The organism is Streptomyces sp. NPDC005799 (genome assembly GCF_040630525.1).
Lineage (GTDB): Bacteria > Actinomycetota > Actinomycetes > Streptomycetales > Streptomycetaceae > Streptomyces > Streptomyces griseorubiginosus_B.
Genome location: NZ_JBEXXQ010000010.1, coordinates 93,420 through 106,234, shown reverse-complemented (window position 1 = coordinate 106,234; position 12,815 = coordinate 93,420). Strand labels below are relative to the sequence as shown.

The following is a 12,815-nucleotide window of genomic DNA, read 5'->3' as shown; positions in this document are numbered from 1 at the left end:
TGGTCCGCCCAGGTGCGCCACAGGCCCCTTGTGGCGCATTCTTGCTGTGTCACCCCGCTGGGCGGGTACGGACGAGGTAGGGCCGATGACTGGGAGCGCGGAGGACGCACGGCACACGCCCGGACAGCTGGCCGCGCTGCTGCTGGACACCTCGACGGAGGCGATCGGGGCAGCGGGAGGCTACGCGGGAGGGGTCTATCTGCGGTCCGGCACGCCCGGACTGCTGCGGCTCGCCGCGCTCGCCGGACTCCCCGGCCCGCTGTTCCGGCCCTGGTGGCGCATGCACGTGGACCGGCCGTTCCCGGTGGCCGACGCCTACCGGCTCGGTGTCCAGGTCGTCCTGCCGAACGCCACCGAGACGATGCGCCGCTACCCGCAGTTCGCGGCCGGGCTGCCGTTCCAGTTCGGCTCGCTGTACGTGCCGGTGGTGGCCGGGTCCACCACGTTCGGGGTGCTCACCGTGTTGCGTCCCTCCTCCGCCGACGCCGCCGAGCTTCAGCACCACCGTGATCGCCTGGTGCGCCTGGCGGAGGAACTCGGCGCGGCCCTGCTGAGGCTCGAGGACGGTGGCGCGCGCACGCCGGTGGCGTGGGACGGTGAACCGGTGTGCGTACGGCCGCCGGGCGCGCGTCCGTCGGCGGGGCGGACCGGGGGCTTCGCCTGGGACCCGGTGACGGACATCGTGACCGCCGACGAGCGGCTGCCCGCCGTGCTGGGCGCGCCGGCGGAGCAGTTCGCCGCCGGCGTCGAGACGCTGGCCCGGGCCGTGGCACCGTCCGATCCGCGGCGGCTGCTGGCCGCCCTGCGGGAGACGGCCACGGGCAGACCTCCGGCCCTGCCGCTGTACGTGGCGGCCGAGGACGGCGCGCCCCGGCTGGTGGAGCTGTGGAGCCCCTACGCCGCCCCCGCCCCGCCCGGCGCCCCCTCGGGCGCGCACCCGGTCCGGGGCTTCGTCGTCGACCCCGGACCCGGCGCGCTCGCCGACGCCGCGGCCGATCTGCTGCCCGACGGCGTGCTGTGCCTGGACCGGCTCGGCATGATTCTGTACGCCAATCCGCGCGCCGCCCAGCTGCTGCGCTGCCCGCGGACGCGGCTGCTGGGCCGGTCGCTGTGGGAGGGCGTGCCGTGGTTGAGCCAGCCGGCCTTCGAGGACCATCTGCGCAGCGCGCTGCTCTCCCCGAACCCGGTGCGCTTCCACGTCGGCAGGCCGGCCCCGGAGACCGACGACGATGACACGGCGCCGTACGACGGTGCGTGGCTCGACGTGTCCGTCTACCCGGGTCCGTCCATCCTGACGTGCACCTTCCGGCCGGCGACCCGGGTGGCGGACTCGGCCGCCGACCTCGCGCCCGAACCCGGGGTGCGGCCCGGGACGTCGTCGGCCCGGGTTCCGTCGATGGCGCCGCTGTACCGGCCCATCGTCCTCGCGATCGCGCTGACCGAGGCGGTCACGGCGCGGCAGGTCTCGGCGGTGGTGATGCGGGAGCTGCTGCCCGCTTTCGGCGGCCGGCGACTCGCCATCTACCTGCTGCAGGACCGGCATCTCTACCTGGCCTGGGAGAACGGTTTCCCCACCGGGTTCCTCACCCCGTTCGAGGGCGTGGGGCTGGACGCCCATCTGCCCGGTGTGGAGACGCTCACCAGCGGCCGGCCGCTCTTCTTCGACTCCATGGACCAGCTCGCCGCCGCCTATCCCGGCATCGCGCTGGACGCCCAGGAGGGCGCCCGCGCCTTTCTGCCGCTGATCGCGTCGGGACGGCCGGTCGGCTCCTGCATCCTGGGCTTCGACGGGCCCCGGAGCTTCAGCACCGAGGAACGCACGGTGCTGACGGCGCTGGCCGGGCTCATCGCCCACGCCATGGAGAAGGCGCAGCGCTACGAGAGCGAGGCCGCCCTCGCGCGGGGGCTGCAGCAGGCCCTGCTGCCGCGCCGGCTGTCCGCGCATCCGCTGGTGGAGACCACGGGGCGCTATCTGCCCGGCACCCAGGGCATGGAGGTGGGCGGGGACTGGTACGACGTGGTGGAGGCCGGGGACGGGCTGGCACTGGTGATCGGGGACGTGCAGGGACACGGTGTGCAGGCCGCCGCCACCATGGGGCAACTGCGCAGCGCCGTACGGGCGTTCGCACTCGGCGACCGTCCGCCCGACGAGGTGCTCAGCGGGACGAACCATCTGCTGATCGATCTCGACCCGGGTCAGTTCGCGAGCTGCTGCTACATCCGGCTGGATCCCGAAACGGGGCTGGCCCGTGCGGCCCGCGCGGGACATCCGCCGCCTCTGCTGCGCCGTCCCGACGGTCACACGGAGGTCGTGGACCTGCCCGGCGGGGTCGTGCTCGGCGTGGACCCGCAGGCGCAGTACCCGGTCGCGGAACTGCGCATCGAGCCCGGTGCCGTGCTGGCCCTGTACACGGACGGCCTGGTGGAGCACCCCGGACTGGACATCGACGAGGGCATCTCCGCCCTGCGGGTCGCCCTGGCCCGGGCCGGCGCCCCGGCCGCCCGCCCGGGCCGCCGCCCCCTCGCCGGCGTCGCCGACCGCCTCACCGCGACGGCCCGCCACACGGCCGACCGCCCCGACGACATCGCCCTCCTGCTCGCCACGCGACGGATGGAGCGACGAAACGGTCGCTGAGCCGGGGCTGGGTCGGCCGGCCCGCGACGCCGCCGAGCCCCTGGCACGCACCGACCGGATCGGCGGGCGCCAGGCGGCACGGGCAGGTCGAGCAGACGCGGGCCCCCGGCACACTGGAGAACCGGTGGTGCCCTGCCTCACCAGCCCGGGATCGGCCCCGGCTGTCCGCGCCCCGAACCACCAGTAGGCGCCGCGCGGCCCGACGAGGGCCACACGGCAGCAGTCGGCCCCGCGCCGCCCCCAGACCCCGAGCCGACGCGCCACCCGCACACCGCCCGCGCGACACCCGCCGGCCAGACCGCCGCCCGCCGCCCGCCGCCCCGGGCCGCCGTGCCCCGTCCGGGGGCTGACGGGGCGTGACGTCGCGGTGCTCGTGCGGCGGGCCCGTCCTGGGGCGGGGTGGAGTCGGCGGCGGACGCGGTGGCCGCGCCCGGGGCGGGCGTGCGCTGTCACCCTCTGTGACGTCTCTCGCCTCCTGGGGCGCGGCAGTGTAGACATGGGCACATGGTCCGACTTCTGGGCCGTCACGGGGCGCGCTCTGCCGGTCGTCCCGGCGGCGCCCCTGCCCGACGCGCGGCCGAGCGCGCCCGCGCGGCGCACGAGCGGCGCAGGGCGGCCCGGCCGGGCGGGCAGCCGGAGGCTCGGGAGCCGGGGCGGCTGCGCTCCGCGCTGACCGGCCGCAGCGTCGCCGGACAGGTGTTCCTGCTGCAGGTCGTGATCGTGCTGCTGCTGGTGGTCGCCGCGGTGGTCTCGCTGTATCTGCAGGTACGGCACGACAGCACGCAGGAGGCCCGCAAACGCTCGGTCGCGGTCGCCGAGGCATTCGCCAACGCGCCCGGCACCCGCGAGGCGCTGAGCGCCCCGAACCCCACGGCGGTGCTCCAGCCGAGGGCGGAGGCGGCCCGCAAGGCGACCGGCGTGGACTTCATCGTCGTCATGAACACCGACGGCATCCGCTACACCCACCCCAAGCCGAACCGCATCGGCAAGAAGTTCGTCGGCACCATCGCCCCCGCGCTGGCCGGGAAGACCGTGGTCGAGGAGGTCAACGGCACGATCGGGCGGCTGGTGCAGGCGGTCGTACCGGTCACGGCACCGGACGGCAAGGTCGTGGGCCTGGTGTCGGCCGGCGTCACCCTGAACAACATCGACGTCGCCGCGAACCGGCAGCTGCCGCTCGTCCTGATGGCGGCGGCGGTCGGCCTGGGCCTCGCCACCGCGGGTACGGCGCTCGTCAGCCGCCGTCTGCTGCGCCAGACGCACGGTCTGGGCCCGCACGAGATGACCCGGATGTACGAGCACCACGACGCGGTGCTGCACTCCGTCCGCGAAGGCGTCCTGATCGCCGACGACGACGGCCGGCTGCTGCTCGCCAACGACGAGGCGCACCGTCTGCTGGAGCTGCCCGAGGACGCGGAGGGCCGGCACGTCCTCGACCTCGGGCTGCCGGACGACACCGCCGACCTGCTGGCGTCCGGGCGCATGGCCACCGACGAAGTGCACCTGGTCAAAGACCGGCTGCTGGCGGTCAACCAGCGCCCCACCAACGTCGAGGGCGGCCCCGCGGGCAGCGTCGCCACCCTGCGCGACTCCACCGAGCTGCGGGCCCTGTCCGGCCGGGCGGAGGCGGCCCGGGAGCGGCTGAACATGCTCTACGACGCCGGGGTGGGCATCGGCACCAGCCTGGACGTGGCCCGTACCGCGCAGGAGCTGGCGGAGCTCGCGGTGCCCCGGTTCGCCGACTTCGCGACGGTCGACCTGTTCGACTCGGTGCTGGGCGGGGGGCAGCCGGAGGCGGTGACGCCGTTGCGCCGCACCGCCTTGAGCGGGATCCGCGAGGACGCCCCGCTGTATCCGGTGGGCCGGCAGATCCGGTTCGTCGACTCCTCGCCGCAGACCCGCAGCCTGCGCTCGGGACAGGCGGTGCTGGAGCCGGACCTGGACGTGGCGCCGGGCTGGCACGCGCAGGACCTGGAGCGGACCGCGCAGGTCGTCGACTACGGCATCCACTCGCTGATCACGGTGCCGCTGCGGGCGGGGTCGCTGGTCCTGGGCGTGGTCAGCTTCTGGCGCTCGCAGAAGCCGCAGCCCTTCGACGTGGAGGAGCTGGCCCTCGCCGAGGAGCTGGTGGCCCGGGCCGCGGTCTCCATCGACAACGCGCGCCGCTACACGCGCGAGCACAGCATGGCCGTGACGCTGCAGCGCAGTCTGCTGCCGCGCAGGCTGCCCGAGCAGTCGGCGCTGGACATCGCCTACCGGTATCTGCCGGCGCAGGCGGGGGTCGGCGGGGACTGGTTCGACGTGCTGCCGCTGTCGGGTGCGCGGGTCGCGCTCGTGGTGGGCGACGTGGTCGGGCACGGGCTGCACGCGGCGGCCACCATGGGACGCTTGCGGACGGCGGTGCACAACTTCTCGTCGCTCGATCTGCCGCCCGACGAACTGATCGCGCTGCTGGACGAGTTGGTCGGCAGGATCGACCAGGACGAGGCGGCGGAGGACGGCAGCGCCCCGGTCACCGGCGCGACCTGTCTGTACGCCATCTACGACCCGGTGTCGCGCAGATGCACCGTCGCGCGGGCCGGTCATCCCCCGCCGGCGCTGGTGCGGCCCGACGGCAGGGTGACGTTCCCGGACGTGCCCGCGGGGCCCCCGCTGGGCCTGGGCGGTCTGCCGTTCGAGACGGCCGAGCTGGAGCTGGCGGAGGGCAGCCGGCTCGTGCTGTACACCGACGGGCTGGTGGAGGACCGGGAGCGGGACATCGACGAGGGTCTGGAGCTGCTGCGCGGGGCGCTGGAGCGGGCCGGTGAGTCACCGGAGGAGACCTGCCGGGCGGTGCTCGAGTCGCAGTTGCCGGCGAAGCCCAGCGACGACGTGGCCCTGATCGTGGCCCGCACGCGGGCGCTGTCGGCCGACCGGGTCGCGGAGTGGGAGGTGCCGTCCGATCCGGCGGCGGTCGGCAAGACCCGCGCCGCGGTCAGCCGGCAGCTCACCGGCTGGGGCCTGGAGGAGTTGTCCTTCGCCACGGAGCTCATCCTGAGCGAGCTGGTCACCAACGCCATGCGTTACGGCGCCGATCCCATCCAGGTACGGGTGCTGTTCGACCGCACGCTGATCTGCGAGGTGTTCGACAGCAGCAGCACCTCGCCGCATCTGCGGTACGCGGCGATGACGGACGAGGGCGGGCGCGGTCTGTTCCTGGTGGCGCAGCTCGCCGAGCGCTGGGGGACGCGCTACACGCCGGAGGGCAAGGTCATCTGGGCCGAGCAGTCGCTGCCCTGAGTCGCCCTTTTTGGTCCGGACCTTCTTCGTGCGACCGTACGAACTTTTTCCGCAACGGGTGTTCGACGCGGTCCAGTTCTGATAGGAAACCTTCCTATCAGAGTGACGCACGGCCCAACTCCCCACCCCCCACCCCTCTTTGGAGCACCCGTGAGGCACCCCTCCAGCGATTCCGCACCCACCGTCACCTCGCGCCGCACCCTCCTGACACTGATCGGCGCCTCCCTGGTCGCCGCCCCGCTCCTGCGGCCCTCGCACGCCTCGGCGACCGTGGGCGCCGCGGGCTGTGTCGGGCTCGACGACCCGGCGAAGAAGGAGATCGCCATGCAGCTGGTGTCGAGCGCGGAGAACTCCTCGCTCGACTGGAAGGCGCAGTACAAGTACATCGAGGACATCGGTGACGGCCGCGGCTACACGGCCGGCATCATCGGCTTCTGTTCCGGCACCGGCGACATGCTCGACCTCGTCCAGCTCTACACCGACCGCAAGCCCGGCAACGTCCTCGCCAAGTACCTGCCGGCCCTGAAGCGGGTCAACGGCAGCGACTCGCACGACGGCCTCGACCCGAACTTCCCCAAGGACTGGCGCAAGGCGGCCCAGGACAGCGCGTTCCAGCAGGCGCAGAACGACGAGCGCGACCGGGTGTACTTCAACCCGGCGGTCAAGCAGGGCAAGGCGGACGGCCTCGGGACGCTGGGCCAGTTCACCTACTACGACGCCATCGTGATGCACGGCGACGGCGACGACCCGACCAGCTTCCGCAACATCCGCAAGCGGGCCCTGAACAAGGCGAAGCCGCCGGCCCAGGGCGGCAACGAGACGACGTACCTCAACGCCTTCCTCGACGCCCGGGTGTGGGCGATGAAGCAGGAGGAGGCCCACAGCGACACCACGCGGGTCGACACGGAGCAGCGGGTCTTCCTGCGCAACGGCAACCTCTGCCTGAACACCCCCCTCAACTGGAAGGTGTACGGGGACAGTTACCACATCGGGTGACGCGTCCGGTGAGCACCTGTGGGCTCATAAAGCTGATTTATGAGCCCATAGACCGGACCCGTGTACCGACTTAGGCTTGCCTTAGCTTAGGCTTCCCGTTCGAGTCGATCTGTCGCCGCTCGAAGGGAACCTGATCATGCCCCGCCCCCTGCGGGTAGCCATCGTCGGAGCCGGCCCCGCCGGGATCTACGCCGCCGACGCGTTGCTCAAGTCCGACGTGGCCACCGAGCCCGGTGTGTCCATCGACCTCTTCGAGCGCATGCCCGCGCCGTTCGGACTGATCCGCTACGGCGTCGCCCCCGACCACCCCCGCATCAAGGGCATCATCACGGCCCTGCACCAGGTGCTCGACAAGCCGCAGATCCGGCTGTTCGGCAATGTGGACTACCCGAACGACATCAGCCTGGACGACCTGCGCGCGTTCTACGACGCGGTCATCTTCTCCACCGGAGCGACGGCCGACCGCGAGCTGCGCATACCCGGCATCGACCTGGACGGCTCCTACGGCGCCGCCGACTTCGTCTCCTGGTACGACGGCCACCCGGACGTGCCGCGCACCTGGCCGCTGGAGGCCGAGAAGGTCGCCGTGCTCGGCGTCGGCAACGTCGCCCTCGACGTGGCCCGCGTCCTCGCCAAGACGGCGGACGAGCTGCTGCCGACGGAGATCCCGCCGAACGTCCACGAGGGTCTGAAGGCCAACAAGGCGCTGGAGGTCCACGTCTTCGGCCGCCGCGGCCCGGCGCAGGCGAAGTTCTCGCCGATGGAGCTGCGCGAGCTGGACCACTCCCCCACCATCGAGGTCATCGTCGACCCGGAGGACATCGACTACGACGAGGGCTCGATCGAGACCCGGCGCGGCAACAAGCAGGCCGACATGGTCGCCAAGACCCTGGAGAACTGGGCGATCCGCGACGTCGGCGACCGCCCGCACAAGCTGTTCCTGCACTTCTTCGAGTCCCCGGCGGAGATCCTCGGCGAGGACGGCCACGTCGTCGGCCTGCGCACCGAGCGCACCGCCCTGGACGGCACCGGCAACGTCAAGGGCACCGGCGAGTTCAAGGACTGGGACGTCACCGCCGTCTACCGCGCGGTCGGCTACCTCTCCGACAAGCTCCCCAAGCTCCCCTGGGACATCGACTCGGGCACCGTCCCGGACGAGGGCGGCCGGGTCATCCAGGACAGCGGCGAGCACCTGCAGTCGACGTACGTCACCGGCTGGATCCGGCGCGGCCCGGTGGGCCTGATCGGCCACACCAAGGGCGACGCCAACGAGACGGTCGCCAACCTGCTGGACGACCACGCGAACGGCCGTCTGCACACCCCGGCCGCGCCCGAGCCCGAGGCCGTGGACGCCTTCCTCGCCGAGCACCAGGTCCGTTTCACCACCTGGGACGGCTGGTACAGGCTCGATGCCGCCGAGAAGGCACTGGGCGAGCCGCAGGGCCGGGAGCGAGTGAAGATCGTCGAGCGTGAGGACATGCTCCGCGCCAGCGGCGCCTGACCGCCCCTCAGGCGGGCTTCCAGGACGACAGGCCCGAGACGGTACGCCGTACCGCCTCCGCGTGGCCGAACAGTCCCGGAAGCCCGCCCGTGTGCAGGAACACGGTGCGCTGCCCCGGCCGGATGTCACCGTCCTCCACCGCCGCCACCAGCCCGGCCATGGCCCGCCCGGTGTACACGGGGTCCAGCACGATGCCCTCGGTGCTCGCGGCACGCCGCATCGCCGCCAGGACCGGTGCGTGCAGGATGCCGTATCCCGCGCCGACCTGATCGGTGCGCACCCGCAGCCCGCGCGGCTCGACGCCGGGGCCGAGAAGGGCCGCCACGGTGGCGGCCGGATCCGATACCGCCCCGCAGTGCACGCCGAGCACCCGTCGCTCCCCCAGGGCGCCGACCAGTCCGGCCATGGTGCCGCCGGAGCCCAGCGCCACCACCACGTGTTCCACTTCGGGCAGTTGGGCCAGGATCTCCTCGCCTCCTTCGACGTACCCCCGCGCGCCGAGCGGGCTGGAGCCGCCGAACGGGATGAGGAAGGGACGCGCCCCCTCCCCGCGCAGCCGCTCGCAGACCTCCGCGGCGATGTCACCCAGGGCGTTCGGATCCGCGTCTCCGGCCCAGTGGACGCGGGCTCCGAAGAGGCTGTCGAGGACGAGATTGCCGGAGGCGTCCGCCGCGCCGTCGGGCGAACCCCGGAAGACGAGAACGACGTCCAGCCCGAGGCGGGCGCCGACGGCGGCGGTGAGGCGGGCGTGGTTGCTCTGCGCGGCGCCGGTCGTGACCAGGGTGTCGGCACCCTCGGCGAGGGCGGCACCGGTGAACCACTCCAGTTTGCGGACCTTGTTGCCGCCGCCCCCGAGACCGGTCAGATCGTCCCGCTTGACCCACAGGTCGTCCGCGCCCAGGCCCAGCGCGGCGGCCAGCCGGGGCATGCGCTCCAGGGGCGTGGGCCAGGTGGCCAGGGTGATCTTTCCGGTCACGGTGTCTCCTCGAACTGGAACCGTCGCTGCCGGTGAGACGTTCCCACAGACGCGGGTACGGTCACGGGGCCGTACCCACACGGACGGGGTGAGCGTGACACGCGTACTGGTCATCGGCGGCGGGATCGCGGGCACGGCGACGGCGCTGGCCCTGCACAAGGCGGGGTTCGGCGTCGAGGTGCGCGAGGCGCATCCCGGTTCGGCCGAGGACATCGGCGCCTTCCTCACTCTCGCGAGCAACGGCATGCGTGCGCTCGCGCAGTTCGACGCCTCCGCCGCCGTCACCGCCCTCGGCTTCCCGCTGACCTCGATGCGGGTGCTGGACCACACCGGCACGCAGCTGGCGCACGTGCCGCTCGGCGAGGCGGGCGATCCGCCACTGCGCTACCGGTGCCTGCGGCGCGGCGACCTCAACTCCGGGCTGCAGGAAGAGGCGGCGCGCCGGGGCATCGGCATCCGGCACGGCGCCCGGCTGACCTCCGTCGAGCAGAGCGCGGACGGTGTCACCGCGCACTTCGCGGACGGCGGCACCGCCACGGCCGACCTCCTCATCGGCGCCGACGGCCTCAACTCCACCGTCCGGCAGGCGATCGCCCCCGGCGTCCGGCCCTTCTACGCCGGCCAGCGCGTCTTCTACGGCTACACCGACGCCGGGCCCCGCTCCGCCGACGACGCGTGCATCACCATGATCCGCGGCAGCCGCGCGGCCTTCGGCCATGCCGCCTCGCCGGGCGGGGAGACGTACTGGTTCGCGCGCGTGGCCGGCGATCCACTGCCCGCCGAGGAACTCGCCGACGGCACACCGGACCGTTGGCGTGAACTGCTGCTCCCCCTGCTGCGCGAGGACGCCACGCCCGCCGCGGACATCGTCGCGACCACCACCGACGACATCCTGGTCACCAACGCCACCGAGATCCCCACCGGCACCGCCTGGCGCTCGGGCCGGATCCTGCTCGTCGGCGACGCCGCCCACGCGGCCTCCCCCGCGACCGGCCAGGGCGCGTCGATGGCTCTGGAGGACGCCGTGATCCTCGCCAAGTGCCTGCGCGACACCCCGGACCCGGACTCCGCGCTCTCGCTCTACGAGGAACTGCGCCGCCCGCGCGTGGAGCACAACGTCACCGTGAGCGGCAACATCTCCCGAGGCGTTCAGGCCACGCCCCCGGCTCGCGGGGGCCGGGGCCCTTCCCGCCCTGGAGAGGACGAACTGATCGGGCTCCTGGACTGGGAGTCCGACATCCGGTCGGCGGGGCGGGAGCCGCACGCATCCGTGGGCCAGGAGCCGCGAAAAGGCCTCTGACCGCAACCCGTCGGGCCTCCCGGGCCAGGCCTCCAGGCGCCGCGGGGTGGCCGAGGCGGCGGCCTCCTCCCGGCGGCGCCGGACGACGTCCGCGACCGCATCGCGGCGGTGTGGACGCCCTGTTGCCGGTGGACAGCACATTTGGGTGAAGACGGCCCTCGAAAGCCCCGAGTTGTATACGCTCCAGACTCTTCACCGAAAATCCACATCGGGGGGTCATTGCTCCATGCGTATACGTTTCTTCGCCGCCACCACCGCCGCCGGCGCACTCGCCGTGCTGGCCGCTGTCCCGGCCCACGCCACCGAGTACTCGTCCGCGCTGAAGATCAAGGGCGTTCAGTACGACGCGCCCGGCCGGGACTCCAACAACTGCGCGACCGGGAACACGAAGGACGAGTATCTGACGATCAAGAACTACTCGTCCCACACGACGGTGAACCTCAAGGGGTACGTGGTCAAGGACAAGGCCGGCAACCGGTTCACCTTCTCCAAGAACCACTATCTGCAGCCCGGTGACTACGTGAAGCTGCGCGGCGGCCACGGCACGGACTCCGACGCGAAGAACGTCGTCTACCGCCAGAACTGCAACTTCCTGTGGAACAACGACAAGGACACCATCTACGTGTACAAGCCGTCGGGCGCCGGCGCCGACTCGCACGCGTACACCAAGAGCGGCAACGACCCGGACGGCAACGGGTACATCACGTTCCACGGGTGAACCGGGGCGCGAACAGGACCCGCCCCTAAGCGGATGGTGGGCGGGCCCTGTTCGCGGGCGCCATTGTGGCGGGCGCGCCGGACGCGGGACACGTGTGAAGCGGCGTGTCCTGGGGCGTGTCGCGCGCGCCCCGAGTGCGCCGCGCGCATCCTGTGCGCCCACCCCCGCGTGATCTCCACCGCCGCGCGCGGACGATACTGGTACAACACGTGCCCCCGTCTGCAGATGGACCCCATGCGCATCCCACCGACCGCCCGCCCCACCCCGTCCCCCACCCTGTGGCTGGCCCGCGGCCGCTACGCCGGCACCGACGCGCCGGACGTCGTGCGCCGTACCCTGAAACGCCTGCGCGCCGGCGAGGTCCTCGACGACCAGCACGAGCTGCCCGGTGCCGAGGGCGTCCTGGAGCAGGTCTTCGAGGCGCGCTGGACCGTCGCCGCGACGGTGACGGTGCGGGCGCGGCTGACCCTCGGTCCCCTTGCCGACGGCGCGCAGGAGTGGGTGCTGGCGGCGGAGGCGGAGCGCGCCTGGGACCAGGAGTGGCCGTCTCCGGCGACCATGTTCTGGCCCGATGACGCCGATGCCCCCTGGGACCACGAGCCCGGCACGGGACTGCGCCTGCGCGGGGTGAACCGGCTGCCCACGGAGGACAAGGACATCCGGCGGCTGCTGCGTGCGTCCGTGCGCGGCGGCTGGTGCGTCAACCTCGTGGTGCACGAGGCGATGACGCCGGACGAACGCGGCAGCGGTCCGCTCGGTCCGCTGCTGCCGCCCGCTCTGCGCGACCGCGTCCTGGAGCACCGCGCGGCCCCGGACCAGCTGCGCATCGTCAACAGGGCGCTGCGCGAGTTCGACGTACAGGTTCCGCGCGGCGGCGCCGTGCTGTTGCCCACCCATCCGGCGCCGGACGGCTTCGACGGGGACGACTTCGCGGTACGGACCGTCTTCCTCGACGGTTCACGGCCGGCCGAGCTGGTCGCCGCCCTCACGCGTTTCGTGACGCTGCCCCTGCCGCTGCCGGACGGCGCCGAGGAGGCCGTGGCGGCCTTGCGGGACGACTGGCAGCTGATGACCCTCGAGGAGGAGCTGGCCCGGGAGCGCAGGCTGGTGGCGATGTACGCCGAGGCCCTGGAGGCGATGACGAGGTCCCGGGACCTGTACCGGGAGGCCGCCGAGCGCGCGCACGAGGCGCTGACCGCCTACCGCGAGGCCGACACCGGTGCGCCCGCCCCGCCGCCGCAGCAGCCCGCCGCGCCCGCCGCCTCCCCGTTCCAGCAGCTGACCCGGACCCTGGAGCGCCTCAAGGGCTCGGCCCGCACCCGGCGCCCCGAAACCGACGGCAAGCAGGGCGGGGACACGCCCGAGGACTGAGACGCCCGTCGCCGCGCGTGGCGGGACGTGTCAGTCGGC

Annotated in this window: 8 protein-coding genes; 7 read left to right on the top strand and 1 reads right to left on the bottom strand. The window is 73.1% G+C overall.

The features are described from left to right. The first annotated feature begins 85 nt into the window (after nucleotides 1-85). The 4 genes from ABZ453_RS12365 (at nucleotide 86) to ABZ453_RS12350 (ending at nucleotide 8,411) form a co-directional block, all read left to right on the top strand. The gene (locus ABZ453_RS12365) at nucleotides 86-2,635 is read left to right on the top strand and encodes a SpoIIE family protein phosphatase (RefSeq protein WP_359014247.1); all 2,550 of its coding nucleotides are present in this window, start codon (nucleotides 86-88) and stop codon (nucleotides 2,633-2,635) included. A 504-nt stretch (nucleotides 2,636-3,139) separates the two neighbouring features. After that, the gene (locus tag ABZ453_RS12360) at nucleotides 3,140-5,914 is read left to right on the top strand and encodes a SpoIIE family protein phosphatase (RefSeq protein WP_359014245.1); all 2,775 of its coding nucleotides are present in this window, start codon (nucleotides 3,140-3,142) and stop codon (nucleotides 5,912-5,914) included. Nucleotides 5,915-6,064: 150 nt separating this feature from the next. Beyond that, nucleotides 6,065-6,910, top strand: a complete 846-nt coding sequence (locus ABZ453_RS12355) for a chitosanase (RefSeq protein ID WP_359014243.1) — start codon at nucleotides 6,065-6,067, stop codon at nucleotides 6,908-6,910. A 136-nt stretch (nucleotides 6,911-7,046) separates the two neighbouring features. Then, nucleotides 7,047-8,411 (top strand): FAD-dependent oxidoreductase, encoded by a 1,365-nt coding sequence (locus ABZ453_RS12350; RefSeq protein WP_359014241.1) that lies wholly within the window; start codon nucleotides 7,047-7,049, stop codon nucleotides 8,409-8,411. 7 nt (nucleotides 8,412-8,418) lie between these two features. Here the strand turns inward: ABZ453_RS12350 and ABZ453_RS12345 are convergent, their stop codons facing one another. Beyond that, nucleotides 8,419-9,387, bottom strand: coding sequence for a D-cysteine desulfhydrase family protein (locus ABZ453_RS12345; protein ID WP_359014239.1), 969 nt, complete (start codon nucleotides 9,385-9,387; stop codon nucleotides 8,419-8,421). Nucleotides 9,388-9,481: 94 nt separating this feature from the next. Here ABZ453_RS12345 and ABZ453_RS12340 point away from each other — a divergent pair, with 94 nt between their 5' ends. The 3 genes from ABZ453_RS12340 to ABZ453_RS12330 all read left to right on the top strand — a co-directional run bounded on the left by ABZ453_RS12340 (nucleotide 9,482) and on the right by ABZ453_RS12330 (nucleotide 12,776). Beyond that, nucleotides 9,482-10,687: an NAD(P)/FAD-dependent oxidoreductase gene (locus ABZ453_RS12340; RefSeq protein WP_359014237.1), complete on the top strand. Its 1,206-nt coding sequence runs from the start codon at nucleotides 9,482-9,484 to the stop codon at nucleotides 10,685-10,687. Between the two features lie 226 nt (nucleotides 10,688-10,913). Beyond that, nucleotides 10,914-11,405 (top strand): lamin tail domain-containing protein, encoded by a 492-nt coding sequence (locus tag ABZ453_RS12335; protein ID WP_359014235.1) that lies wholly within the window; start codon nucleotides 10,914-10,916, stop codon nucleotides 11,403-11,405. Nucleotides 11,406-11,639: 234 nt separating this feature from the next. Further along, nucleotides 11,640-12,776, top strand: a complete 1,137-nt coding sequence (locus ABZ453_RS12330; RefSeq protein WP_359014234.1) for a hypothetical protein — start codon at nucleotides 11,640-11,642, stop codon at nucleotides 12,774-12,776. The last annotated feature ends 39 nt before the right edge of the window (nucleotides 12,777-12,815 follow it).